Source organism: Vibrio sp. Vb1554 (assembly GCF_033344235.1).
Genome location: NZ_JAWPOJ010000001.1, coordinates 289,482 through 315,310 on the forward strand (window position 1 = coordinate 289,482; position 25,829 = coordinate 315,310).

The 25,829-nt window shown below is 43.5% G+C and carries 23 protein-coding genes, 1 tRNA gene and 1 pseudogene; 16 read left to right on the top strand and 9 right to left on the bottom strand.

Features of this window, described 5'->3' with window-relative positions; translation table 11 throughout:
- The first annotated feature begins 102 nt into the window (after window positions 1–102).
- Window positions 103–1,653, top strand: coding sequence for a PAS domain-containing methyl-accepting chemotaxis protein (locus R8N28_RS01250; RefSeq protein WP_033907145.1), 1,551 nt, complete (start codon window positions 103–105; stop codon window positions 1,651–1,653).
- Between the two features lie 160 nt (window positions 1,654–1,813).
- Here R8N28_RS01250 and R8N28_RS01255 read toward each other — a convergent pair.
- A tRNA-Ser gene (locus tag R8N28_RS01255) sits at window positions 1,814–1,904 on the bottom strand.
- A 329-nt stretch (window positions 1,905–2,233) separates the two neighbouring features.
- On the opposite strand from R8N28_RS01255, the gene R8N28_RS01260 reads away from it, so the two are divergent.
- Entirely contained in the window at window positions 2,234–2,914 is a 681-nt protein-coding gene (locus tag R8N28_RS01260; RefSeq protein WP_005375670.1) for a MaoC family dehydratase, read from the top strand.
- Between the two features lie 63 nt (window positions 2,915–2,977).
- On the opposite strand, the gene R8N28_RS01265 is transcribed toward R8N28_RS01260, so the two are convergent.
- Entirely contained in the window at window positions 2,978–3,802 is an 825-nt protein-coding gene (locus R8N28_RS01265) for a phosphate ABC transporter substrate-binding protein (protein WP_017635752.1), read from the bottom strand.
- A gap of 266 nt (window positions 3,803–4,068) precedes the next feature.
- Between R8N28_RS01265 and R8N28_RS01270 the strand changes: the two genes are divergently transcribed.
- Complete coding sequence (locus tag R8N28_RS01270; protein ID WP_017821084.1) at window positions 4,069–4,422, top strand: DUF3024 domain-containing protein; 354 nt, start codon at window positions 4,069–4,071, stop codon at window positions 4,420–4,422.
- A 33-nt stretch (window positions 4,423–4,455) separates the two neighbouring features.
- Here the strand turns inward: R8N28_RS01270 and R8N28_RS01275 are convergent, their stop codons facing one another.
- On the bottom strand, window positions 4,456–5,265 hold the full coding sequence (locus R8N28_RS01275; protein ID WP_017635750.1) for a helix-turn-helix transcriptional regulator: 810 nt from the start codon (window positions 5,263–5,265) through the stop codon (window positions 4,456–4,458).
- Window positions 5,266–5,336: 71 nt separating this feature from the next.
- Complete coding sequence (rnb, locus tag R8N28_RS01280) at window positions 5,337–7,340, bottom strand: exoribonuclease II (protein ID WP_054579642.1); 2,004 nt, start codon at window positions 7,338–7,340, stop codon at window positions 5,337–5,339.
- A gap of 413 nt (window positions 7,341–7,753) precedes the next feature.
- On the opposite strand from rnb, the gene R8N28_RS01285 reads away from it, so the two are divergent.
- Window positions 7,754–9,685 carry a DEAD/DEAH box helicase gene (locus R8N28_RS01285; protein WP_005375680.1) on the top strand — a complete coding sequence of 644 codons (1,932 nt, stop codon included), beginning with the start codon at window positions 7,754–7,756 and terminating at the stop codon, window positions 9,683–9,685.
- 72 nt (window positions 9,686–9,757) lie between these two features.
- Here the strand turns inward: R8N28_RS01285 and R8N28_RS27420 are convergent.
- Window positions 9,758–10,001 (bottom strand): annotated as a pseudogene (locus tag R8N28_RS27420) (EAL domain-containing protein); the annotation flags it as partial.
- A 71-nt stretch (window positions 10,002–10,072) separates the two neighbouring features.
- Window positions 10,073–10,303 carry a hypothetical protein gene (locus tag R8N28_RS27425; protein ID WP_224721257.1) on the bottom strand — a complete coding sequence of 77 codons (231 nt, stop codon included), beginning with the start codon at window positions 10,301–10,303 and terminating at the stop codon, window positions 10,073–10,075.
- Window positions 10,304–10,771: 468 nt separating this feature from the next.
- On the opposite strand from R8N28_RS27425, the gene R8N28_RS01295 reads away from it, so the two are divergent.
- A complete protein-coding gene (locus R8N28_RS01295; protein WP_005375697.1) occupies window positions 10,772–11,965 on the top strand; it encodes an acetate/propionate family kinase in 1,194 nt (397 codons plus the stop codon).
- Window positions 11,966–12,033: 68 nt separating this feature from the next.
- Here the strand turns inward: R8N28_RS01295 and R8N28_RS01300 are convergent, their stop codons facing one another.
- Window positions 12,034–12,963, bottom strand: coding sequence for a LysR family transcriptional regulator (locus R8N28_RS01300; protein ID WP_065275382.1), 930 nt, complete (start codon window positions 12,961–12,963; stop codon window positions 12,034–12,036).
- A gap of 128 nt (window positions 12,964–13,091) precedes the next feature.
- Between R8N28_RS01300 and R8N28_RS01305 the strand changes: the two genes are divergently transcribed.
- The 4 genes from R8N28_RS01305 (at window position 13,092) to R8N28_RS01320 (ending at window position 16,938) form a co-directional block, all read left to right on the top strand.
- Entirely contained in the window at window positions 13,092–14,006 is a 915-nt protein-coding gene (locus R8N28_RS01305) for an alpha/beta hydrolase (RefSeq protein ID WP_017821078.1), read from the top strand.
- Between the two features lie 72 nt (window positions 14,007–14,078).
- Window positions 14,079–15,017 (top strand): alpha/beta hydrolase, encoded by a 939-nt coding sequence (locus tag R8N28_RS01310; RefSeq protein ID WP_005375705.1) that lies wholly within the window; start codon window positions 14,079–14,081, stop codon window positions 15,015–15,017.
- A 205-nt stretch (window positions 15,018–15,222) separates the two neighbouring features.
- On the top strand, window positions 15,223–15,525 hold the full coding sequence (locus R8N28_RS01315; RefSeq protein WP_054574367.1) for a hypothetical protein: 303 nt from the start codon (window positions 15,223–15,225) through the stop codon (window positions 15,523–15,525).
- 393 nt (window positions 15,526–15,918) lie between these two features.
- Window positions 15,919–16,938, top strand: a complete 1,020-nt coding sequence (locus R8N28_RS01320; protein WP_054574366.1) for an alpha/beta hydrolase family protein — start codon at window positions 15,919–15,921, stop codon at window positions 16,936–16,938.
- 123 nt (window positions 16,939–17,061) lie between these two features.
- On the opposite strand, the gene R8N28_RS01325 is transcribed toward R8N28_RS01320, so the two are convergent.
- A complete protein-coding gene (locus R8N28_RS01325) occupies window positions 17,062–17,868 on the bottom strand; it encodes a sulfite exporter TauE/SafE family protein (protein WP_047104470.1) in 807 nt (268 codons plus the stop codon).
- 122 nt (window positions 17,869–17,990) lie between these two features.
- On the opposite strand from R8N28_RS01325, the gene R8N28_RS01330 reads away from it, so the two are divergent.
- The 6 genes from R8N28_RS01330 to R8N28_RS01355 all read left to right on the top strand — a co-directional run bounded on the left by R8N28_RS01330 (window position 17,991) and on the right by R8N28_RS01355 (window position 23,293).
- The gene (locus R8N28_RS01330; protein ID WP_047104473.1) at window positions 17,991–18,785 is read left to right on the top strand and encodes an AraC family transcriptional regulator; all 795 of its coding nucleotides are present in this window, start codon (window positions 17,991–17,993) and stop codon (window positions 18,783–18,785) included.
- Between the two features lie 339 nt (window positions 18,786–19,124).
- Window positions 19,125–19,793: a DUF1826 domain-containing protein gene (locus R8N28_RS01335; protein WP_065275381.1), complete on the top strand. Its 669-nt coding sequence runs from the start codon at window positions 19,125–19,127 to the stop codon at window positions 19,791–19,793.
- Between the two features lie 4 nt (window positions 19,794–19,797).
- Entirely contained in the window at window positions 19,798–20,268 is a 471-nt protein-coding gene (locus R8N28_RS01340; protein WP_065275380.1) for a Fur family transcriptional regulator, read from the top strand.
- Window positions 20,269–20,350: 82 nt separating this feature from the next.
- Window positions 20,351–21,685 (top strand): dihydroorotase, encoded by a 1,335-nt coding sequence (locus tag R8N28_RS01345; RefSeq protein WP_047104476.1) that lies wholly within the window; start codon window positions 20,351–20,353, stop codon window positions 21,683–21,685.
- Window positions 21,686–21,729: 44 nt separating this feature from the next.
- Window positions 21,730–22,290 carry a carbonate dehydratase gene (locus R8N28_RS01350; protein WP_017821071.1) on the top strand — a complete coding sequence of 187 codons (561 nt, stop codon included), beginning with the start codon at window positions 21,730–21,732 and terminating at the stop codon, window positions 22,288–22,290.
- Entirely contained in the window at window positions 22,280–23,293 is a 1,014-nt protein-coding gene (locus R8N28_RS01355) for a CobW family GTP-binding protein (RefSeq protein WP_021707804.1), read from the top strand. Before R8N28_RS01350 ends, R8N28_RS01355 begins: the two co-directional genes overlap by 11 nt.
- Window positions 23,294–23,500: 207 nt before the next feature.
- Here R8N28_RS01355 and R8N28_RS01360 read toward each other — a convergent pair whose 3' ends face one another.
- Window positions 23,501–24,373 carry an aspartoacylase gene (locus tag R8N28_RS01360; protein WP_047100907.1) on the bottom strand — a complete coding sequence of 291 codons (873 nt, stop codon included), beginning with the start codon at window positions 24,371–24,373 and terminating at the stop codon, window positions 23,501–23,503.
- A gap of 147 nt (window positions 24,374–24,520) precedes the next feature.
- Here R8N28_RS01360 and R8N28_RS01365 point away from each other — a divergent pair, with 147 nt between their 5' ends.
- Complete coding sequence (locus R8N28_RS01365; RefSeq protein ID WP_065275378.1) at window positions 24,521–25,786, top strand: peptidoglycan DD-metalloendopeptidase family protein; 1,266 nt, start codon at window positions 24,521–24,523, stop codon at window positions 25,784–25,786.
- Window positions 25,787–25,829: the final 43 nt, after the last annotated feature.

Consider the following 25,829-nt stretch of genomic DNA (forward strand, 5'->3'; position numbering starts at 1 on the left):
TTTGTTTTATTTTTGAATCAACCTATCATTATGCATGTAAATGTTATGCTGATAAATTCATATTTGCCGTTTGTTAATTAATCAATGTAAGGACACATGTTTATGAGTGAAACGGAATACGATTACCCTTCGAGTTACAGCCTAGTTTCCATTACCGATACCTCCAGTTACATCAAATATGCCAGTGAAAACTTTAATGAAGTAGCGGGGTTTGATGAAGGGGAGCTTATCGGTAAACCCCACAATGTTGTGCGTCATCCTGATATGCCAAAACAGGCTTTTAAAGATTTATGGACTCACCTGAAAACTGGCAAACACTGGATGGGAATGGTCAAAAATCGACGTAAAAACGGCGGCTATTATTGGGTTGACGCGTTTGCTTCTCCTATAAAATCTAATGGTGAAGTTGTGGAATACCAATCAGTGAGATTTAAACCTGAGCGTATACACATCCAGCGAGCGGAAAAAGCGTATTCGAAGCTTCGAAATAATCGTAAGCCGTGGAAAATGTATCTTCCTCGTACACGTTTGTGGATGAGATCGGCCTTCTTCCTTTTAATTTCAAACCTTCTTGGCTTACTCATTCTACAAATGAATCAATCACCAGTGATAGCGTTTGGCGTTGTTGCGTTACTTTCCGTTTTCTCTATTTATGTATTAACCAGACCAGTTGAGAAGCTCGCTAAACAGGCTAGGCAAGACTTCAACAATCCACTCATGGAATATATTTATTGCGGAAGAATCAACGATCTGGCTGAGATTGAGCTGGGTATGAAGATGCGTAAGCAATTTGCAAATGCGCTATTGGGGCGCGTTGGCGTGTCTGTAAAAGACTCTTGCGAAGAAACGCGCGCAAGTGCTAACAGTGCTGCGACAAATAGCCAGCAAGTGACGGAGAACTTAAGCGCACAGAAAGTGGAGATTGACTCGGTCGCAACAGCGGTCAACGAGATGCAAGCCTCTTCATCTGAGATATCAAATAATGCTCAAGCGACCGCCGAGGCTACGTTAGAAGCGCAAAATACGATGATAGACAGCCGTAGCGTTATCGATAATGTTAACCAATCGGTTTTAGAGTTGGTGGGTGAGCTCGGCGAAATATCTAAAGTGGTCATACGTTTGAACCAACAAACCGAGCAAATTGGAACCGTTGTTGAAGTCATCAATGGTATTGCCGAACAAACTAATTTATTAGCGTTGAACGCTGCAATTGAAGCCGCGAGGGCAGGCGAACAAGGCAGAGGGTTTGCCGTTGTAGCAGATGAAGTGAGAACCTTAGCTAAAAGAACTCAGGAATCGACAACAGAGATTAAATCGGCCATTGAAGGGATTCAAAATGGGAGCAAATCAGCGGTTTCTGCGTTAGAGAAAGGTAATGAAATGTCGACCGGAACGGTAACATTGTTAGGTACTGCTTTGGATAGCATTCAACAATTGGAATCCCTTGTTCAGGACGTCGTCGAACGAAACCAACAAATTGCGGTCGCGATAGAAGAGCAGGTTTATGTAACGGATGAAATAAATGAAAACATCCAGTCGCTTAATTTAAAGTACAGTGAATCGTATGAACTGATGACTGAAACGAATCATATGAACACCAAAGTGCAAAATTGCACCAATGACCTGTCTGAAATGATTAAGAAGTTTGCTTAAACTTTAGAAAATCGAAGTTAAAAGCCCGCTAAACATTAGCGGGCTTTTAACTGGAATATAGTGAAGTGCCGGATTCGTTTACGAGCGAGGATTTCTAAATCTCGTTTTTTAAGAGCTAAAACGACGAAAGCTCGCAATAAATGCGAGCTCTCTAAATAAGTGGCGGAGAGATAGGGATTTGAACCCTAGATACGCTATTAACGTATGCCGGTTTTCAAGACCGGTGCTTTCAACCACTCAGCCATCTCTCCGTTGTGGGTGGTATAATAAGGAGCATAGTCCGACTTGTAAAGTGCTGAATTATAATAGAAGTACTGTTTGCTTGTTTTATGATCACTGATGTGATGTTGGACAGTTTGAAAACGGAGTGAAAAAGGGACAAAAAGTACCAATTTATAGAGTTTTTACTTTATATTGGCGCACGTCAATAAAATGGTGTTTTATTGTTATCTTGCTGATATATAAGACATAACATGCTTTTAGGGTACATGTGTTCGCCCGAAAGTATTTGCAAGACTTTGTGAACTAATTCAAACTTAACTGGTATAGCCAGTTGTGCTTAGAATTCTTAAGGGTGTTTATGAAGGTCACAAATCTATTTAAAGACAAAGTTGATGCGATTTCTGCTCATCAATCCGAGTTTATGAATTGGATGTCTCCAACGTTACGCGATTATTGGAGTGACTTTTTGGGGAAAGCTCAAAATAGCTTTCTTTTCTCAAAAGTTCGTGATCACCAGCAGCCAGCCGTCAACGAAGAAGTTGCACCTCAACCTGCACCGATCGTAATGGCACCTGAGGCTCAAAAGCTTTATGACGAGTTAAGTGAAAAAATTGGCGAAGTTATTCACACTGGTGATTGGGTTCATGTGTCTCAAGAACGTATTAACCAATTTGGTGCTGTAACGGAAGACATGCAATGGATTCATACCGATCCAGAGCGTGCTTCAACTGAATCTCCATTTAAGACAACTATCGCTCATGGCTTTTTAACATTAGCATTGCTGCCTAAACTGACGGATTCAGTCGATCCAGACAAGCCAATGTTCCCAACAGCTAAAATGGTAGTTAACTTGGGTTTAAACCAAGTCCGTTTCCCTTACCCTGTCAAAGCAGGCAATAATGTTCGTGCAGTCAGCACGTTAACAAAAGTAACGCCAATCAAAAAAGGTTTGGAGATTGAGCGCGAAATTAAAGTGGAAATTGAAGGTATTCGTCGACCTGGTGCGGTTGTGGTCTCTGTAATTCAACTGCATTTCTAATTCCGAAACCGGATAGAACACGACATAGTAAAAGAGAGCATCAGGGTGCTCTCTTTTTCATTTTTACTGATTAAAGTTTTTTACTGGCGTATAACCGTAATCTGCAATCGCTTTTTGTCCCTGCTCTGAACGAAGGAAAGCGATAAAACCTTTACCTGCATCGCTAATCTTATCTACTTTGTATAGCACTAGGAATGGTCGCGCCAACTTGTACTTATGATTGCTAATGTTTGTCGAGGTTGGGTCAATACCATCTAACTGAATCGCCTTGATCGAGCGATCTACTGACCCTACAGAGATAAAACCAATGGCGCGAGTGTTATGGTTAACAATGGTTTTTACCATGCTGTTGCTGTTTACAACCAAGTTGTTTGGGCTGATATCCGAGACAAGGCGATCATTAACGATTTTGGTCAGTCCCAGCAAGCTTTCGAAGCTGTAACGTGAACCTGAAGACGCTTCTCTAGTAACCACCGCGATAGGCTGATCTGCGCCCCCGACCTCTTTCCAATTCTTAATCTTACCTTTGTAAATATCAAACAGCTGTTGCTGAGAAAGGTTTTCTACAGAGTTGGTACGGTTTACAACAACAGCGAGGCCATCATAAGCGATAGGGTATACATTGAGATCTTCACCTTTTTCGCTTTCAGTCAGATAGCGAGAGCTCATGCCTATTTCGGCTACTCCTTTATTGACCATGGTGATACCAGCACTCGAACCAATGCCCTGAACAGCAACGTAATCGTCTGGGTGTGTTTTGTTGTATTCCTCAGCAAGTACATCCATCACACGAGCAACCGACGTTGAACCCGAGATGTTGATTTCTTTTGCAATGGTAGGGAGGGAGACTGCTATGGCCAATAACGTCGCCACAGTAAAACGTAACATATTAAACTCCATATACGGGATAAAGCAGAGTTTATGATATTGCGTTCAGGTTACACTTTTGTGAACTGTTAGCGCTAAACAGGGGAATTGTTTCTAGTCAAGAGGTGATGGAGCTAGCGTTTCCAAGTGGACTGAGATGATAATCTGGGCAAATGATAATATAGCTATCTTATACTTGAGTTAGGTAGATAACTACCATCGGTGATGATGTAAAGGTTATATACTAGGATCGACAGCTCTAACTATCATCCATCGGGAGAACGTTGATGTCAGTGTCCCAAATGGCGACAAGTCGTTTATACAAATCAGTTCAATCGCTCTGCTCTGCGCGTAATGCTAACTTGCCTGTCGAACAGGGCAAGTGCCTCTATGAGCTAGTAGAAAATGGCGTTGAGCTTCATCGGGCGCATTTTCTCCTCGACTCCCAGCATAGCGAGTATACTTCTCCCGTCGCGAAGATCATGTTTGATGAGGAAAACCAACTTTGGTATTTCTATGTTCCCACATATCACAACGAGCTGTTAAGGTGGGTGCCTTATAAGCCACTTCCATTTAGCCGAATGCTTGAGGACTTACTCAACGAGTTGGAGCGCGATCCTCAAGCGTGTTTTTGGGAATAGGGCGAGCCCAACGGATGCGAATGCCGACATGATTTATACTTTAGGCCTAACAACTTGGTTTCTAAAGTCTTTGGGGGTCATGTTGTAAACGGATTTAAATGCTGTACTGAAATGCGCTGCACTTTTAAAGCCAGACTCAAACGCTATTTCTGTTATTGATTTTTCTGACTTGCGCAGTTGGGTTGCTGCGAAGTTTATCCGTTTCACCTTTAATATCTGAGAAAACGAAAGATCATCTGCGGCGAGGCGACGTTTTAAGGTTGCGATGGACATGCTCATATGAGCCGCTAAGCCTTCTAGCGTGATGTCTTTTTCAATATTACCCTCAATGTACTTAATGGCTTTTTGAGAGTCGCTCAGGCTACTTGCATCATCTATGATAGATAGGATGTTTGGCTCTACCTCAACCATCAACGACAGCAATGCCATTGCGATATGGCTTTGTGTGTAGTCTGGAGCATTGCGACTCGCTAACTTAACCAACATGTCCTTCAATTGTGCTACTTCGCTACTGGATTGCGTTGAAAAAGGATAGAAGCGCCTTTCTTCCGTTTTGGAACGTAGCATCGGGTGCGCTTTCTTAAAGTCACAGAATATATTTGGATTGAAGACTAAAGCCAGTGCTTTAAAGCCTCCGTCACTAGAGACGGCTTCTGCACTGCTCAGATCTGCGGAGTTATAGAGTGTGAAATCTCCGGCTTTAAGTTCAAATTGCTCGCCATTAGGTTGATGAACTAATAGGGCACCTTCTTCAACAATATATAACCCATTATGTGTTGCAGTGTAACGCTCACTTTTGCGCGCAGTGAAGTGATTAAAGCGAATGATCTCAATGTTCGGCATACTCTTTCTTATCGTTTTACATAACAAATAAAAAAGGCGCTCAATAGAGCGCCTTTTAACTTCATTCGGTATTACTCACTTACAGTCTGTTCTGTTTGTGCTGCTGGTTGTTCAGCGAATACCTGGGTTGGCTTTGCAACTAAACTGCGGTTTTCTTGGTTTACGTCCGTAAGGACAATTTCCAATGTATCCCCAAGTTTGTATACGACCTCTTTATCGATAGAGATGGTACCGTTGTCGCCATTGCACTCAATTCTTTCTTTATTATCAAGAATTAGTGCACCAGGAATAAAGGCTGCTGCGCCATTTTCGAGAAGTCGGACACGTGCGCCTGCACGATTAATATCGAAAATCTCACCTGTGAAACAAGTTTTCTTACTCGGCTCATCAGCAAGCGTGCGTGCATATAGCCAATCTGAGACATTTCGCTCAGCGATTTTATGATGTTTACGATGTAGAGCTAGCTCTTCGCCTACTTGGTCATCTGGTTTTTGTACGGGTTCTTTACCAAGGATGACGGCCTTCAACATACGGTGGTTGATCATATCACCGTATTTACGAATTGGTGATGTCCAAGTTGCATAGATGTCTAAACCCATTGCGTAATGAGGCAGAGGCTGATTACCCACCTCACTGTATGCTTGGAACTTACGAATGCGGTTATCTAGATAAGACGTTTCTTGAGCTGCCAACCAGCGGCGCAACGCAGCAAAGCCTTCTAGCGTAGCAATAGACTCCGCTGTGAACTCCAACTGGCCTTCTGGATTGACAAGTTGAACCACTTCTTCAATCTTCTCGTTCTTGATACCTGCATGCGTATTGAAGACACCTGTTTCAAATTTATCGCGTAATGTACGACCTGCACAGATGTTTGCGGTAATCATGGATTCTTCAACAAGACGGTTTGCACTGCGGCGCATGTCTGCGTGGATAGCGATTACATCGTTATCTTCACTGAGCTCAAAACGGTAGTCAGGACGATCAGGGAAGACCACTGCGTTTTTCTCACGCCATTCAGCGCGAGCAAGAGAGAACTCATAAAGATCACGAACGATAGTCGCGATCTCTTCAGATGGCGTCCATGCTTCAGAGCTGCCGTTTTCTAACCAATCAGACACGTGATCGTATGCTAGGCGTGCATGTGATTTGATGTTTGCTGCGAAGAATTTAATATCGTCGCCAATCACACCATCTTTACTTACCGTTACGGTACAGCAAATAGCAGGGCGGGTTTCACCTTCAATCAGAGAGCATAGGTTGTCCGCTAAATCACGAGGTAACATCGGGATGTTGCGGCCTGGAAGATAAATAGTATAGCCACGCTCACGTGCTACTTTATCCATTTCATCTTCAGGTGTGATGTAGGCGGTTGGGTCCGCAATAGCGATGGTGAGTTCGAAATCGCCAGATACGGTTTTCTTCGCGTACAGCGCATCGTCCATATCTTTAGTCGATTCACCGTCGATAGTGACGAATGGAACATGAGTCATGTCTACGCGTTCTAGCTCCGCGTCGTCTTTCAGTTCCCAGTTATCGATGCCTGCTGGCTCAGAGTTTGGTAGATCGTTTTGAGCAAGCGTTACCCACCAAGGCGCAATTTTATCATTCGCGTCAGTGATTTTTTCAGAAATTTCTACGAAGAAGGAATTATCGCCTTTTAGAGGGTGGCGAATAAGATGTGCGACAACCCAATCACCTTCGGCGAACTCGTCAGGTTTTAGACCTTTCTTTAGTTTCGCTTTAAGAGATAGCTTTTTAAGCTGTGGGTGATCAGGTGCTACGTTGAGCTTGCCTTTGAACATTTTTACTCGACCAATAAAGCGAGTCACGGCTTGTTCCAGCAGCTCTTGTGGCTCTGCAACTTCGCGTTCATTTTCGGTGCGGATAATGGCGACGACTTTGTCACCGTGCATGCACTTTTTCATGTACGCAGGCGGGATGAAGAAGCTCGTCTTACTGTCCACTTCCAAAAAGCCAAAGCCTTTATCTGTGGCTTTTATTGAGCCTTCTTTTTTGGGCAGGTTTTCTTGGATTTTCTGCTTAAGCTGAGCGAGTAGTGGGTTATCTTGAAACATCTTTTCTTAAATTACCTATGGAGTTGGGCACACTATAATCATTGCGAGCTATTATTACTACCTGTGGAGCGTAATTTCGCCGTGAATTTTGCCAATTTAACCACGAGAAATTGGCTTAAATATTGATGAAATTCTCATCTGTGAGTTACGCGAATCTACGGGGAATGGTAGGGCTGGTGGAAAAATATGCTAAAAATACCATTGTTGAGAATAAATTGTGATGTAATTCAATTTTTTCTGGATTTTTTTATGCTTTTAAGGAATAATCCGCCTCCCTTAGTCGTCCCTAATGGCTTATCGCGGTTGTGTACTGTGCTGTGTTCCCGTCTGAATGGAATCAGTATCTGGATGGATCAGTATCGAATTGGAAGAGCATATGGGACTGTTTTTTTGTTTAATTAAGTAGGATCCCAATGCAAGATTCTGTTATTCAATTCAGTGATTTATCTCTGAATGATTCTATCCTTTCTGCTCTAGACGGAATGGGTTTCGTGTCACCAACTCCAATCCAGGCTGCGGCAATCCCACACCTATTGGAAGGTGCTGACGCGCTGGGTAAAGCTCAAACAGGTACAGGTAAAACAGCAGCGTTCTCTCTGCCTCTTCTCAACAAACTCGATCTAAACCAACGCAAACCGCAAGCGATTGTACTTGCTCCGACTCGTGAGCTGGCAATTCAGGTTGCAGCGGAAATGAAAAACCTTGGTAAAAATATCAAAGGTTTGAAAGTTCTAGAGATTTACGGTGGCGCATCTATTGTCGACCAAATGCGTGCTCTTAAAAGTGGCGCTCATGTAGTTGTCGGTACTCCAGGCCGTGTTCAAGATCTTATCAATCGCGAACGTCTACACCTAGACGAAGTTAGTACTTTCGTTCTTGATGAAGCAGACGAAATGCTAAACATGGGTTTCGTAGATGACGTAACTGCGATCATGGAGCACGCTCCAGAGTCAGCACAACGCGTTCTGTTTTCTGCAACTATGCCTCCAATGCTGAAGAAGATCGTTGAACGCTTCCTTCGTGACCCTGTAACGGTTGACGTTGCTGGTAAAAACCACACTGTAGACAAAGTTCAACAACAGTTCTGGGTAGTGAAAGGTGTAGAGAAAGATGAAGCGATGTCTCGTCTTCTTGAAACTGAAGAAACTGACGCGTCAATCGTATTCGTACGTACTCGTCAAGATACTGAGCGTCTGGCTGACTGGCTATCTGCACGTGGCTTCAAAGCAGCTGCACTGCACGGTGACATTCCTCAGTCTCTACGTGAACGTACTGTTGATCACATCAAACAAGGTGTTATTGACATCCTAGTTGCAACTGATGTTGTAGCTCGTGGTCTTGACGTTCCACGTATTACGCACGTATTTAACTACGACATCCCATTTGATGTTGAGTCATACATCCACCGTATCGGTCGTACTGGCCGTGCTGGACGTAAGGGTAAAGCGATCCTTCTAGTTCGCACTAACCAAATTCGTATGCTTCGCACTATCGAGCGTGTAACTAAGTCATCTATGGAAGAAATCCAACTTCCTCTACGTGACCAAGTTGCTGAAGCTCGTCTAGCTAAGCTAGGCGCTGAGCTTGAAGCAGAGAAAGAGCACAAAGCACTAGACAAATTTGCTGAGCTGGTAGAGAAACTACAAACTTCTCTAGACATCGACCCAGCAACACTTGCTGCTATGCTTCTTAAGCGTCAGCAAGGCAAACGTCCTCTGTTCTACATTGGCGAAGACCCAATGGTTGAAGCAATTGAGCGTGACAAGCAACGTCGTAAAGAGCGCCGTGAAGGTGGTCGCGACGGCGGTCGTAACTTCAACAACCAAGACTGGGATACTTACCAGCTTCAAGTTGGTCGTGAGCAAGGCGTTCAAGTTAAAGACATCGTTGGCGCTCTAGCAAACGAACTAGGTCTAGGTAAAGGTTCTATCGGTGCGATCAAGCTAGCTCAAGGTCACACATTCGTACAGCTACCTAAAGCAATGACTTCAGACGCGGCGAACAAGCTAAGCAAACTACGTATCCGTCAACAAGATGTTGGTGCTGTAGTATGTGATTTCGATGATTTCCGCGAGTCTCGTGGTGGTCGCCGTGACGGTGGTCGTCGCGATGGTGGTCGTCGTGATGGCGGTGGTTACCGTGGCAACCGCGAAGGCGGCAATCGTGGTGGTGATCGTCGTGAAGGCGGTCGTCGCGAAGGTGGTTTCCGTGGTAACCGTGACGGCAACCGCGATGGTAATCGTGAAGGTGGCGAACGTCGTTTCGATCGCAACCGTGGTGGTGATCACCGTGGTGCACATCGTGGTGAACGTGGTCACGGTCGTGGCCGTCGTACAGACGCATAATCACGAGTGATTAAAGCGACGGTTTAAGTTGCTACAAAAAGAATTGAAAGCCGAGCAAAGCGCTCGGCTTTTTTATGCGCGTCTAATACGGTTTTGCTTTTCATCGTGTTTGTTTACCCAACTTATTACTTCGTCTAAGGGCAGGGCAGAACAAGTAACCCTGAATGATGTCACAGCCTCGACTTCTCAAAAAATGCAGTGTGTCCATGTCTTGAACGCCTTCTGCTACGACCGAATACCCTAATCCATGTGCTAGCGCAATCGTGTTCTCAACGATAGAGCGGGAGCCTTCAGTGCGGCTTGCTGTGAAAAGAAATTAACCAGCTTACCTTGAAACGTATTATCAATCTTTCGACGTTTTTGAGGTTATCTCATAATTTGAATCAGTCATTGGCCTTCAGGTTGTGTCATGTCTTCGATAGACTCAAAGTAGTATTTACGATAAGGGAGCCCAGTAAGAGCGTCATGGACGGCATTGCGCTTCTCTCTTTCAGCAACAGTATGAAGCTTTAATATCGAATCGTTGCTCCACTTAATCACCAGCACGACAAAGATACTGCCGCCAAAAAGTATAAGAGAAACCCCCGTTTCTAAGAGAGAAGTAATAGGTTTTTGCATGATAGCGTGCAAAAAAACGGCATAAGCAAAAATGAAACAGCTGATTAACAATAATAGGAAAGTCCACCCGGTTACGTCAGTTTTCGAGCAGATGTTTTTTGTCATCTGCCATCCCCAGCAGAGCAAAATCAAACCTAAGATCACTAATAGAAATGCAATAGTGGGCACATTATTACCCCGATTTATTGATTGGTTTGTTATTTTTGTTCACCCAATAAACAACGTAGCTTATATATCTGACTTTGTACAAATTGACCTATTCATAAATTATGTTTAACAAGTGATATTTTTTAGTCTTCAAATAAAATCAAAACTTGCTACAGATCAACAAAATTTGTTCAATCAAATCGCTTTTACTAAAAGATTGTTGAAAGATTAAAAAATTATTGAATAATAGAGGGACAAACAAGAAGTACGCAGCGCACAAGCGCTATTACAACCTCTGCTCTACAACAGGATAACTATTTCATGTCTAATTCGTTTGTACTGGTGATCAACTCTGGTAGCTCTTCATTAAAATTTGCTGTTATTGATTCTGAAACCGGTGAAGCTTTGGTATCAGGTATTGGTGAGTGTTTTGGCCTACCTGAAGCTGAAATCAGTTGGAAATATCAGGGAGAAAAAACCGTTGAAGCAATTCCAGCTGGTGGCAACCATCATCAGTACGCTGTTGAGCGAGTGGTAAAACTACTCGATACTCTAGGTTTGAGCTCAAAATTTGTCGCTGTAGGCCATCGCATTGTCGCAGGCGGTGAAACCTTTAAAGGAACTGTGAAAGTTGATGAAACAGTTATTCAAGAAGTAGAGCGCCTTGCTGAACTTGCACCACTTCATAACAAAGCGAACGCTGAAGGCATGAGAGCGGCAATGGCGGCGTTCCCTTCACTGCCTCAATTTGCTGTATTTGACACTGCTTTCCACCAAACAATGCCAGCCAAAGCCTTTATGTACGCACTTCCTTACGAGCTTTACGAAGAGCATAAAGTGCGTCGTTACGGTGCTCACGGTACAAGCCACTACTACGTAAGCCGTGAAGCAGCGAAAATGCTAGATAAGCCGGTTGAAGAAAGCAGCTTTATCACTGTGCACTTAGGTAACGGTGCATCAGTGAGTGCGGTTAAAAATGGCGAATGTGTTGATACAAGTATGGGTTTGACGCCGTTAGCTGGCCTAATGATGGGCACTCGCTGTGGTGACCTTGATCCAAGTGTTATCGAGTTCCTTTTCCGTAAAGGCTGGGAAAAAGACGAAGTGTTCGAGATGATGAACAAGAAGTCAGGTTTCTTAGGTGTATCTGGTGTGACAAGTGATGCTCGTGGCGTACTAGAAGCAATGGAAGCGGGGAATTCACGTGCGAAGTTGGCATTTGAGATCTTCACTTACCGCGTTGCGAAATACATTACTTCCTACCTAGCGGCTCTGGATTCATTAGACGGCATCATCTTCACTGGTGGTATTGGTGAAAACTCACTACCAATTCGTCGTGAAATCTTGAAAAACCTAAAACTGTTAGGTTTTGTTGAAGATGAGAAAGGTAACGAAGATGCAAGATTTGGTAACGCAGGTGTTATTGCAACATCTGAGTTATTAGGTGCCAAAGCTCTTGTTATTCCTACTAACGAGGAATTTGTGATAGCTAAACAATCGGTTGAGCTATTGTAATATATAACGAAAACAGAAAGTTAAAAGCGAGCCTCGTGCTCGCTTTTTTACTTAAAGCAATTTGGTAATTACTCTTTGAGTTTCAGAGCTTCGCGCTTTTCGATTAAAAAATCCATCAAGACGCGGATTTTTTTCGGCATATGCTCTCGTGAAGGTATATATAAATAAAACCCAGGAAACTCTTTGCACCAAGGTGTCAGAACTCGGGTCAATCTTCCCTCATTTATGTGCTTTTCCACCCATAAATCAATATGCTTCACTAAACCCACACCCTGTATTGCAGCTTGTAACATACTATAGTCATCATTAAAAATAGCATTGCCTTTAGGCTCGAAAACGAGGGTGCGCTTTGCAACATCTGGAGAGGTTAGCGACCAATGATCAATTGTTCCGCTAGAGGTAAAACGATAAGCAAGGCAATTGTGACCTTCTAAATCCTCAGGAGTTTGAGGTAGTCCATTTTGCCTAAAGTATTCAGGAGAGCCCACTATTGCCGTTGTTAACGGCGGAGTAATAGGGACCGCAACCATATGTTCATCTAAGCTTAATCCTAAGCGAATGCCAGCGTCAACGCCTTCTGCGACGATGTTAGAAAACCCATCATCCATGATTAGCTCTAGGCGTATTTTAGGATAACGAGAGAGGAACTCACCTAGATAGGGCTCAATAAGCAGCCGAGCAGCGGTTCTTGATACACTGATACGGATTAATCCCGAAGGCTCAAGATGAGAGTCGTTCAATTCGTTAACGACCTGCTCAATGTTCATCAATGAAGGTTGCAAAATATCAAGCAGACGTTGGCCTTCTTGAGTCAACGACATACTTCTGGTGGTTCGATTAATTAACCGAACTTGTAGCTGTTGTTCTAACGCTTTTAGGTGTTGTGATAAGGCAGCACGGGTTACCCCCATTTCTAAGGCTGCTTTAGTGAAACTGCGATGGCGAGCAATATGTCCAAACCACGTCAGTGATGAAATTAAAGAAGGTTCTATTCTCATTTGTTAAGTATAACTAAACAGTCATGTAGATAAAACGATATTTATCCGAAACAGTGTGTTGACTAATATTACATCGAAGCTTAGGTCAGCCTGAGATGAACAGTTAACCTCTAATGGAGAATGTCGCTATGTCTAAAGTCACTTTCAAAAATCTCAATGGTCAAGGTATTGAGATTTCAGCGGTTATCAACTTCCCTACAGATTTTGATGCAAGTAAACAATATGCGGCGGTTGTTGTTTCACACCCAGGTGGTGGCGTAAAAGAGCAAACCGCAGGCCTATATGCGAGTAAACTTGCAAAAAGCGGCATAATTGCCATTGCGTTTGACCGTTCGTATCAAGGTGAAAGTACAGGTGAGCCTCGCCAAATGGAAAACCCTTACACGAGTACTGAAGACGTGAGCGCAGTCGTCGACTATCTGACAACGTTAGAGTACGTCGATAACGATAAAATTGGCGCAATGGGGATTTGTGCTGGTGCGGGCTATAGTGCAAATGCAGCGATCAATGATCGTCGAATCAAAGCACTGGGTATGGTTAGTGCCGTAAACATTGGCCAAATGTTCCGTAATGGTTGGGATAATTCGGTTAACGATGCTGACGCTGTTGGTTACTTAGAATTTGGTTCGAATGCTCGCACAACCGACACGAATGGTACAGAATTCGCGACTATTCCTCTAGCTCCGATGCGTGAAGAAGATGCCTCAAATGCAGAGCTACGCGAAGCTTGGGAGTATTACCACACACCACGTTGTGAACATCCAAATGCGCCGGGTTTTGCTCTAACTCGTAACTTAAACCAGATCATTACTTACGATGCGTACCACAAAGCGGAAGCATTCCTAACTCAGCCAATTCTTGCTGTCGTTGGTAGTGACGCAGGCAGCAAATGGATGAGTGATGACCTGATAGAACGTGCAGCGAGTTCAGATAAAACCTTGTATGCCATTGATGGTGCAAACCATATGTCGCTTTATGATGTTGCCGAATACGTCGATGACGCAGTATCCCAACTCGCATCTTTCTTCCAACGCACTCTTTAATATTCCCGATGAAAGGCTCAATTGCTTCGAGCCTTTCTGCTCTCAAGGCTTTTTACTCTTAAGGTATTGATTATGAATATGCAAAAAATCACTTTTAGAAATGCTGATATGGCTTGGGATATGTCTGCATTAATTTTATTTCCAGAAGGCTTCAATGAATCGAAACGCTACCCAACAATGATAAGTGTTCATCCTTTTGGTAGTTGTAAAGAACAAACATCCAGCGCTGTCTATGGTAAAGCCCTTGCTGAGTTAGGTTACGTCGTGATCGCATTTGACGCGAGCTTCCAAGGAGAATCGGGGGGATTGCCTCGCTACGTAGAAGACCCAAGTCAACGTGTTGAAGATATCAGTCGCGTTATCGACTATGCAGTGACTTTACCTTATGTCGATGAGAATAGAATTGGTGGACTCGGTATCTGCGGCGGTGGTGGTTACATGATCAATTCAGCCCTAACCGAAAAGCGCTTGAAAGCTGTCGTAGGTATTACGCCTGTTAACTTAGGTCGCTTGTTCCGTGAAGGCTTTAGTATGTACGACCCTATCGCCAATCTTGAAGCTATGGCTGCACAGAGAACAGCCGAAGCTCGCGGCTCAGAGCTGAAAATCGATGAACTTCTTCCTCCAAATATTGAATTTGCAAAAGAAAATGGATTAACAGAACGAGACGTGTTCGAAGCTACTGAATACTACAAAACATCACGTGGACAAACCGAAGGTGGTGCAACTCGTATGCTGTTTTCACATGCACAGAAAACACTGAGCTGGGATGCCTTTGCATTTGCCGAAACGTTATTGACTCAGCCTGTTATGGCCGTGGTAGGGCAAAAAGTCGGGGCGTTTGGTGCTTATCGTGATGGGCAGGAAATTTATGGCCGCTCTGTTCAATCAAAAGACCGACAGCTGGTTAATTTGGAAAATTGGTCTCACTATGAACTGTATGACCATCCAGAAGCAGTCGGCATTGCAATGGACAAGGTTTCTGCATTCCTTGAAACACACTTAAAATAATCTAATAAGTTAGAAGCGTTTTGTAGAGTTGCAAAGCGCTTATTTTTAACAGCGTAAGATGTAGTTCGAAGCGAGTAGGTCGGTAAATCTTCGTGCGAATAACCTCATCTACAGGCTATTGACTAAATACCACTGCCAAATACTGTTTAAGACAATGTACACTGAAACCTAATTAAAGGCGTTAGATAGGAATGAAGTTTAATTTATGCGCAAATCAGATAAGAAGGTCGAGAATCTAATTAGAGAAGTGTTGACCGAAGTTTGTGAAGATACGCTAAAAGGCTACGATGGCTTTCTTTGGGTGACTCATACCGTCAAATTCTCTTCTTTTCCACAAAGCTTAGAAATAGTCTGCGTATTCGAAACGAAGCAAGATCGAGCTAACTTTTTTGAAGGAGAGGGCCGCCAGCATGTTTCCACAACTATTCAAAAGGCATTTAATAAGGCAGGAGTGCAACTAAAGAACGTCAGTAAGCAAATCAGTTACGATACAAAACAAAAGTGTTAGTGCGGGCAGCAATGGTCCGTAATAAAATGGTGCTTGGCTACCTTGCTATAAAAATGCAAAGGGCACTGGATGGGCAATGAAGCTTCAGCTCACTTAGATATACATCGGTGTAACTACGAGTTATGGATTGTGAATACGGTTGGTTTTCTAATGTTGCCTTAAGAGGCCATGATTAGTCGTTTACAATGAGTAAAGTACAAACTTCTGCATGGTGGATATCCGCAGAAAATTATTGAAAAGAAAGGCTCTAGCTGGAGCGGTCTATCATTTTCTTTGGGTTACCTCGACTATGAATAGCTTAATTGCTATGTTTCGCAAAATATATGGAGAATCTCCTGCGCGTTATTTTTCTAGATGCCGTGCAGAATAATGTGTTGACCGGCTGAGGGAAAAATGAAAACCAAAATAATAATGTCTTTTCTACTCGCTACATTGTGTGTCAGTGCCAGCGCCAGTACGAATGAGCCGAAATACCATTCTGCGCTAACAATCAAAACGGCATTCAGTGAAGACAGAGACAAGCCAGTAGAAGTCTATTATTGGTATCCCACAACGAACGAAAAAAACAATTTCACGTTTGGTAGGGGGAACATTTTTAAATCAGTCGAAACGCAGTTAGATGCCCCTTTAGCAAGTGGAAAATTTCCCGTTGTGCTTTTGTCGCAGGGCGGAACACGGTCAGCGTTTTCCCACAGTGGTTGGATAGCCTCGAGCCTGGCGCAACAAGGTTATGTCGTTGTGGTACCAAAGCCTCCTGCACCGAACGAAATCAATGCAGAAATGGCTGTTGATGAAATCACATTCAGAACCAGTGATTTGGTGCTTGGGCTGAACGAATTAAGTTCGGTCGGGATACTGTCCGGAGGCGTAGATACTGATGCAGTGCAGGGGGTCGGCTTTTTTCTGGGCGGCACATCTATGCTGATGCTCTCCGGAGCGCAAATAAGCCCGGAGAAATATCGAACATCGTGTCACAACGCCACCAATGTAGACTGTCATTGGTTACGTGAAAATAACGTTGATATTACCAGCATCCCGGATCAAAAATTCCCCCGATTTCAGTCTGAAAACAAACTGAAATCGGTCGTCGTTATCAACCCTGAGCTAACGAAAACTTTTGTCCCTGAAACTCTGGCTTTGATGAACAATGCTATCACCGTGGTGACGCTTTCTGATCGGCTACATCCCGCACTGACACCAGCCGAATCACTTGTTGATCTTCCCAATGTGACGTTTCAAGAGATTCCTAGTGCGAGTCAGTTTAGTGCGTTCGCAGAATGTACTGAGCGTGGCATTAAAATTCTCGCATCAGAAGGGGAGGAAGCACTTTGTCAGGAGCGTGACGAGGTTTCCAGAAAGGACAATCATCAGCACATTTTGGATGTAATTCTGGCCAGGTTAACAAAGTCATAAGAGTGCAACAATGAGGAGCTTTCTTACACATTGTGTGCTTGGACCAGCAAAGCGAGAAGTAAGTTTTTGCAGGCTTATCCTTTCACCATAGTGCAAGGCCTACTAGTGACCGTGTTATTTGCTCTAACTAAGTACTTGTACCAACATTTTGAAACTTAGAAGAACACACAAAATACCAACGATTTTCTTAAGAACTTTATTTGGGAAATACTCTGCACAACGCACGCCGAGGCTAGTAGTTAAGTAGCTACTAATGGAGAAGCTGAGCATTGCAGGAAGGTATATGTATCCTAATACTAAGTTGTTCCAATCTGTGTTTCCCCATCCGTTTAACATGTAACCGAGGCTTCCTGACAGCGCGATAGGGAAACCTATCGCAGCAGAGGTACCAATAGCACGTTTTACCTCAAAATTTTGCTGGACAAGATAGGGGATGATCAACCCCGCACCGCTTATAGAGACAAGTGCTGATACAGAGCCAATCACCGAGCCTACAGTGATATTACCGATAGCCCCATGTGGGTTCGGATTGTACTCATTTTCAGTGTTGAGAAACATCTTATAAGCAACATACAACATGAATACGCTGAAAAAGCCTGCCAGATAGACTCCTTGTAGATACGATGCTACGAATGTGGCGCAAAATGTTCCGACTAGAACTCCGCTCAACATTTTTACTACCATTGTCGAGTCTACATTCTCTTTTTTGTAGTGAGCGCGCATGCTGCCCAATGTTGTAACAATCATCGAAGCCATTGATGTCCCTAACGCAAGATGCACTACTTCCGTATCAGCTATTCCCTGTAGTGAAAATAGAAACGCAAAAATAGGGACGGCCATTCCACCACCACCCACACCAACGAGTCCTGCGAGAAAGCCAATGCCCAAGCCTGCTGTAATGTAATAGATAATAAAGATAGGTTCGTTCATGATGGTTCTGCCTTCGATAAAATGATCGTTGCTAAAATGTTACTCGAACGCTAACTTGCTATGGTAACGTTAAGAGGACAGAAAATAATGAATAATGGCCAAAATGGAATTGAGTAAATAAAGTGACAAACTCTGATTACAGCGAATGGAAAAATGGTGCCGCACTGATCGCTAAGGAGTGGCAGCATGAAAGGAGCGACTTCAACCATTTGGATCAACGGCCACATAATTGGCACAGTCATCATCGAGGCCAGTTACTGTGTATAGATGAAGGGCTAATTCAGGTCAAAACCGATGAAGGAACGTGGATACTACCACCTCACCGAGCTGGTTGGATCCCCCCGGGTGCGATGCACAGTGTTTATTTTTGTGGTTCTCTGAAAGGTCGTTCATTACTGTTTACTCCAGAGAGTTGTGAGCGGTTTCCAATGAGACCTTGCGTGATCCAAATGAGCGATGTGTTGAAAGCCCTATCGGTTAGAGCATCGATATGGAGTAAAACAGACGATCTATCCATACAGTCTTTACGTATTCTTGCCGTAATATCCGATGAAATCGTCAATAGCCCTCATGAGTCACTCCACATCCCACTGCCCAGTGATCCGAGACTGCAAAAAGTTACTCAAGCAATTTTAATAGACCCAAACAGCAAGCATTCTGTGGAGCATTGGGCCAATATCGGGGCAGTCTCATCTCGGACGTTAAGACGATTGATTCGTAGTGAGTTAAACATGAGTTTTAGTGAATGGCGGCAACAAGTACTGCTAATACATTCATTAGAAATGATAGCTCGAGGGGAATCGGTGGGAGATATTGCACATGCTTTAGGTTATTCGACGCCCAGTAACTTTATTGCGATGTTTCGTCGGGTCTATGGCGATTCACCCACGCGTTACTTTTCTAATCGCGGAATATAATTTCCGTGCTCGCATGCTCATGATGTTCCCCTAATTATCTTTAATCAAAAAAGGTAAATATTGAAAAGATTAATTGTTATGTTATAACATTTCCTTGTTTGGGGCTCTACAATTTGTTGTTTAAAGAATTGATCTCACAACCAGTAGTCTCCTATTGAGAGAGAGTAAACGTTGATTTCTTCACAAGCGCTGTCTGACTTGACTCTACATGGGGTGGGACTGTGTCAATATGTCCGTGAACTAGAGCGAAATCGTAACGATTACTAGGTCTCATAGCCCTAGAAAATCAACGTTATTAAAACCTTTACCTGACCTTTTTAACGCTTGGGAGGAAGATATATGAGCATTGATGTAGTTGAGAACCCGCTTCGTGTCCAAACAACATCATCGTTGGCGATATCGACATCAGCGAACATACTTAGCGACATCTACAAACCAGAGCACAATATTGCCATATGGCAGCGAACGCTCTCGAAAGAGTTGACGAAGGACATTAATCTGATGCTGGCTCAGGAGCCTAGATTGGCACTGGTACAAAGTGTCACGCCAGATGATGCTGCACAATGGGTACGAAGCAAGTTAGAGGGCTATGCGTGTGCTGATGCGCTGAGTGAAGATGTTGCTTTAATCGTCGATATGTTCTGCTGTTTGTTTGAGGTTAAAGAAGCAGGTTTGAGACTAACTCGCCTAGACAGCCCGATGTGCCCGAAATTTCACTTTGATCGTGTGCCTTGCAGACTTGTCATAACTTATACCGGCCGAGCGACCGAATGGTTAACCAACGATACCATTGATCGCACTAAACTCGGTGCCGGTAGTCTTGGTCAACCTGATCACCTATCGGGCTTATACGACTCTGAAAGTGTCATACGACGAATGCAGCCTGGCGATGTTGCCCTGCTCAAAGGAAGTGGTTGGGAAGGCAATGAAGCCACTGGACTTATACATCGCTCTCCACATGTTGCAGATAATGAACGTCGCTTACTACTCACATTGGATTTCATCTAGAGATATGAGAAAGCTCAAAACGGTAGATGACGTCATGAAGCAGGTAGAGAAAATCTGCCTGCTGCGAGGTAAACAACTCACTACTAAACGGAAATTGATACTGACTTCGCTGCTATATGCGGAGAAGCCGCTTTCTGCCTACGAACTAGTTGACTACTGCAATCACAACTTTTCTCAAAACATTCAAGCGATGCCGGTTTATCGAATACTCGATTTCCTTGAAGCAGAGCACTTTGTCCATAAGCTCAATACATCTAGTAAATACGTCGTTTGTTCTCAAATCGCGTGCGATCAGGAGCATGGCGTTCCACAGTTTTTGATTTGCTCTCAGTGTGGAAAGGTTAGTGAAATAGCGGTTGAAGCCAATGTTATTTCTAGCGTATGTGCGAAAGCCATACAAGAAGGCTTCACCGTTCTTAGCCCACAATTTGAGATTTCCTGTGTTTGCGATGAATGCGCAAACCGCCCCCTATGAGGCAGACACACGATCTCCCCTTATAGCTTCACAAGGTGACCGAGTATTGGCCACCTTTTCAAATTATCTAAAAGAATGAATTATGTCAGCAACATTGATTAAAAACGCTCGGGTGGTCAACGAAGGAGCCATTACCGAAACAGATTTACGTATTGTTGATCAAAGAATTGACAAGATTGCTACTAATATATCCGTACAACACGGAGATATTGTAATTGATGCTAAAGGGGCTTATTTACTGCCAGGCATGATTGACGATCAAGTGCATTTCCGAGAACCTGGGCTGACACATAAAGGCACAATTGCAAGCGAGTCGCGGGCAGCGGTAGCCGGCGGTATTACAAGCTACATGGAAATGCCCAATGTTAGTCCGGCTACAACGACTATTGACTCGTTAGAGCGCAAGTTCGCTCTCGCTAAAGAAAGCTCGTTTGCGAATTATTCTTTCTACCTCGGTGCAACCGAAGACAATCTTGAACAGATTAAACAACTTAACCCCAAACAACATTGTGGTGTGAAAGTATTTATGGGGGCATCAACAGGAAATTTGTTAGTCGAAGATCCGCAAGCGTTGGAGTCAATTTTTCGTGACTCTCCAGTACTCATTGTTACTCATTGTGAAAGTGGGACTGTTATTAAACAAAACCAGCAAAAGCAAAGGCTTAAGAAGCCAGGTTTCACTATCGAAGACCATCCCATTTTGCGTGACGAAGAGGCCTGTTACGCTTCATCTTCTTATGCGGTAGAACTTGCCAAAAAGTATCACAGCCAACTGCATGTGCTGCACATCACAACGGCGAAGGAGCTAGCACTTTTTGACGAGGGAGACATTCGAGATAAATCAATCACCGCGGAGGCTTGTGTTCACCATCTTTGGTTCAGCAACAAAGATTATGGCGCTCTTGGTAATTTGATCAAATGTAATCCTTCAATCAAGTTTCCTAGTGACCGCGATGCGTTGTTAAAAGCGTTAAATACGGGGCAAATAGATATCATTGCAACAGATCACGCTCCTCACACTTGGCAAGAAAAACAAGTGCCTTACGAGCAGGCTCCAGCCGGACTGCCGTTAGTTCAGCATGCGTTACTTACTCTCTTCGAGCATGTCCGTTTAGGTCATATGAGTTTGACTCAAGTAGTCGAAAAAACTGCGCACAACCCGGCCATTCGCTATGGCATTCAAGGCCGAGGTTTTATTCGTGAAGGTTACTACGCCGATTTGGTGTTGGTTGATGCTCATACCCCAACACGAGTTAGCAACGAAAACAGTTTATATCACTGTGGTTGGTCGCCTTTTGCTGGACATGAATTTTCAGCTCAAATTCAAAAGACTTGGGTCAATGGCGCGCTAGTTTATGCCAATAACAAAGTCATCGATAAACCAGCTGGAGCGATGCGTTTATCCTTCAATCGTTAAGTCGCTGACCGCAAAGAAAGAGCCATAAACAAACTGGAAGCATTATGTTAAGAAGAAACCCAACGGGCCATATGCCACAGGTGTCCTCAACAGCCTTTATCGATCCAACCGCTATTATCTGTGGCAAAGTCATTATTGAGGATAACGTTTTTATTGGACCCTATGCTGTTATTCGAGCTGACGAAGTTAATAACCATGGAGACATGGAAGCTATCGTCATCAAACGTGACACCAATATCCAAGATGGTGTCGTAATTCACTCTAAGGCAGGGGCTGCGGTGACCATTGGTGAGCGCTCATCCATTGCTCATCGTTCCATTATTCATGGTCCTTGCCAGGTTTGTGATGATGTTTTCATTGGCTTCAACTCCGTCGTGTTCAATAGCGTCATCGGTGAGAGGTGTGTTATTCGTCATAACTGTGTCGTCGATGGCCTCGATTTACCCGCTTATTTCCATGTACCACCGATGACCAATATTGGTGTCGGTTTTGATTTAGAGAGTATCTCTAAAGTGCCGCCAGAATATTCAGCTTTTTCCGAATCCGTCGTTTCTGCCAACCATGAACTAGTCCAAGGCTACCGGAGAATTGCCAATGAACTTTAATAAGCCACTGATTTCGCGAGTGCCGACTAACATCATCACTGGCTTTCTCGGGGTGGGGAAAACATCGGCAATAATGCACTTATTGACCCATAAACCGAGTCATGAACGTTGGGCTGTATTGGTCAATGAATTTGGCGAAGTTGGTATTGATGGCAGCTTGTTACAAGGCCAAAAAAAACAACAAGACCAAGTGTTTATTCGAGAGGTCCCCGGGGGATGTATGTGCTGTGCAGCAGGTCTTCCGATGCAAATCGCCTTAAATCAATTATTGTCTGAAGCAAGGCCAGATCGATTGTTGATTGAACCTACAGGCCTTGGTCATCCTAAAGAAGTACTGCAAGTGCTATCGACCGAGTATTATCGTCAAATTCTCGCTTTGCAAAAAAACATTACTTTAGTCGATGCACGTAAACTATCGGATCCTAAGTACACTGAGCATGAAACGTTTAACCAGCAAATCACTATCGCAGATACAGTGGTAGGTAATAAGCGCGATCTCTATCAAGATGAAGATGAGCAAAAGCTGACGGCTTATATAGCAAAGCTCGGTCTGCGGGAAACAAAAGTGATTTTCGCTGAACATGGCGCTATCCCTTTTCATGAATGTGAGGGAGCGACTCGTATTGACGTGCAAAAAACGCCCTCTGTTCTTTATCGTGAAAGAGAGAAAAAGTCACTTGTTCCTGAGTTGCCTATGCCTGAGAGCGGCATTCTAAAAGCAACCAATCAGGGGGAAGGTTTCTACAGTATCGGTTGGCGTATATCCGCTGAAAACGTGTTCGATCATCAAAAGCTGAGATTATTGCTGCTCGACCTCAAGGTCGAACGAATGAAAGCGGTTTTTATCACGGGAAGCGGTATTTTTGGTTACAATCTAACATCAGATGGACTCACAGAGTTTGAACTAGACGAGTGTTCAGAAAGCCGCCTAGAACTGATCTCTTCCGGTCTAGATGACCAATTTGAAGATAGATTATTTCGATGTTTGGAGAAGGCATCATGATAGAAAAGAGAAAACTCTCCTTTTAACCATAATGTCTTACCTCCTTAAAATTCTAGTGGGGTTTCTTTTAAAGCTGCGCTTAGGGCACTTATGCTGCCGTATTAGGGTGGGGTTAGTACCCGTATTTTCTGCCTATGCGGTTCAGGCACAGTTTTATTCATGGGGTGAGGTATCCACGTTACACGTGGCCTAATTACTTGCTTTAAGTTACACGGAAGAAACACGTCTTTTTTTAGCGAGGGCCATTGCTATATTTGCGGTACTGTAGGCGCTCTCATTGATAAAGTGCGGGTAAATTTCCCCTTTGCCATTCCAATGGATATCATAACCAGCGAAAGTCGCTAATAAAGGTGCTCCTGGTTTGACCGCCTCAAAATCTCTGCCACAAATAGTAGGGTGTACTAGTGCTTGCCGCATACCCTCTTGATCAAGTGGAACCCTGATTTCTTCGGTGTAAAAAAACGCCTCATAATCGCTCAGTAAGCCTATTTGGTTGAGGTTGTGCTTTTCAACATAGTCCAATACTGCGGTAAGCATCTGTTTCATCAACTCCAACGTACTGTACTCTAGCGCACCATGTGCTTGCGCCCCGACCTCAATCATTATTCCATATTGCCCAGCAGTACAAAGGTAAGGTTGCTCTTGCCATTCTTTTCGCTCTTCGAAAAGGATATGTGCTGATGGCATTCGTTGTTTGACGTACGCGCCCAGTTTCCGATAAAAAACATCGTTAGAAAGCAAAATCAACGTCGCTCCCATATTGCTTGTTGTATTGTGCAGGTCAACAATCAACAGTTTTTCTTGGTTTGCATATTTTTCGATAAATTGATGTGCAATCTTGCTTTCATGCAAATCAGGACAATGATTGCTATTCATTGCTGAGAACTCGCGATTTAAGTCTGTATCGATGTATCGGACGTTGTGTTTTGCTGCTTCGGAGTTTGCGATGATCGAGCAGGCTGAAAAGGTTGATCTATTGACAGAGTAACGTTTTTCTTTGATTAGTTTATGTAAATAAATACCAGAAAGTTCGTTTCCGTGTGTTCCTGCAACGATAAGTGCTGAATTGAATGTGTTCATTATTGAGCCTTCTCAAAGAGAATGGGTTGAATGACTGGTCTTCTCTTAGCCAATCCAGTGAACTGAATAAACGTTTACTAAACTGAGTAAAAATAATCCTAGATATGTTATAACATAACAATCGTTGTTATTGATACTTAGTTTCTCATGAGTCAGTTTAAATTTATTGCTTTAATCGTTGCTGTGTTTTGTTTTTCGGTCGCTTTGCTTCTACCTACAGAGGATGAGCCAAATCAAGATAGTCACAGCACTCAACTGAATCAAAGCAGTGATTCGTCACCACCTCCATCATCAAAGATATTGGTTCCCTCAGATAGCAGTTTGACTCCGTTGCCTAAACCTAAACCTAAACAAATACACTACATAGTTAAAGTGGGAGATACGCTCAGTGGTATCTTCGCTCAATTGGGTCTCCCTTACGGTATTTTGCAGCAAATTCTCTCAGTTGATCTTGATCACCTCCAGCTAGATATGATTCAGCCCGGAGAAGAGCTTGAATTAGTGATGGATGACATGGGGCAATTGAGTCGACTAATTTATCATATGAGCCTTGTAGAGAAGGCTATCTACACTAGAGAAAACGATGGCTCCTTCTCTTACGAATTTCAGGAAATTTCAGGGGAATGGCGTGAAACCTTATTTTCGGGAGAAATCAAAGGGAGTTTTTCAGTCTCGGCACATCGAGTAGGATTGGCATTAGGCCACGTCGCAAATATTACGCAGGTGATGAAAGATAAGATTGATTTTGCGCGATCTCTTAGAGCCGGTGACCGTTTCGATATATTAGTGAAACAGCAATATTTAGGTGAACACAAAACTGGCAATAGTGAGATTAAGGCTATTTCTTTTAACTTAGCGAAGGGCGAAGTCGCTGCATTTCTAGCCGAGGATGGACGGTTCTATGATAGAGCTGGTAACAGTTTGGAGCGAGCGTTTAACCGTTATCCTGTCGATAGGGCATACCGCCGAATCACCTCTGGGTTTAACCCTAAGCGTAAACACCCAGTGACGGGAAGAGTCACCCCGCATAACGGAACGGATTTCGCGACACCAATCGGTGCGCCAGTTTATTCTACTGGGGATGGAAAAGTAATTGCGGTCCGCAAGCACCCTTATGCCGGTAATTATTTAGTGATTGAACATAACAGTGTGTACAAAACTCGTTACCTACACTTGAATAAAATCTTGGTTAAAAAAGGTCAAGTTATAAAGCGTGGGCAAAAAATAGCCCTCTCTGGGAATACTGGTCGTTCAACCGGACCACATTTACATTTTGAAGTTTTAGTTCGTAATCGTCCGGTTGATGCAATGAAAGCCGACTTACCTATCGCGAAGTCGCTTCCTAACATCCAGAAACCTTCATTTTTGGCGCGAGTATCAGAGTTTGATTATCTAGTAGAAACGAAAAACTGAGTCCCGACAATTTGTTAGGGCTCAGTTATGCTATTTTGTGTTG